Source organism: Caballeronia pedi (genome assembly GCF_001544915.2).
GTDB lineage: Bacteria > Pseudomonadota > Gammaproteobacteria > Burkholderiales > Burkholderiaceae > Caballeronia > Caballeronia pedi.
In genome coordinates, this window is the sequence record NZ_FCOE02000137.1 from 1 (window position 1) to 554 (window position 554).

Here is a 554-nt window from a genome sequence, read left to right on the forward strand (position 1 = left end):
CCGACCGACAGGAAGGTCACGATCGGATTCAGCTTGAGCTTGGATTCACTCTTGACCTGCCCGACCGCGGAGTTCGTCGTGAGGGTCGCGCGTGCGGACAGCCACATGTACGACACGGAGAACGCCGCGGACCAGTGTTTGGTGAAGTTATACGAGAGCCCGGCGTTCACGACCGGCGCAAACGAGCTGCCGATATGCACGCTAGCGGGGCCCGTCAATGCGGTGCCGGTCTGCGGCGAATAGAGGAACGCTCCGTTGGCCATTTGCTGACTCAGCTTGACGTCCGAGAACCACACGTACGAGGCGCCCGCGCCGACATAAGGGCGGAACTTGCTCTGCGCGCTGAGGAAATAGTATTTGAGCAGTAGCGTCGGGCTCCACTCGCGGGCCGTACCCGGTTCGCCCAGCGGCCCGAGCGTGCCTTCGCCCGTGAGATGAAACTTCGGCGGCACGCCAGTCACCGCTTCGACCGCGATGTGATCCGTGACGAAATACTGGAGCGTCAGTCCGAAGGTATCGGCATCACTCACTGACGCGCTCGCGCCTTGTTTCGT

General features: G+C 62.3%; 1 protein-coding gene. It reads right to left on the reverse strand.

All coding sequences use genetic code 11. The features are described from left to right. Positions 1 to 530 (reverse strand): OmpW/AlkL family protein (locus AWB80_RS42880; RefSeq protein WP_279628708.1); only part of this gene is annotated, 530 nt, incomplete at its 3' end. Positions 531 to 554 lie beyond the last annotated feature (24 nt).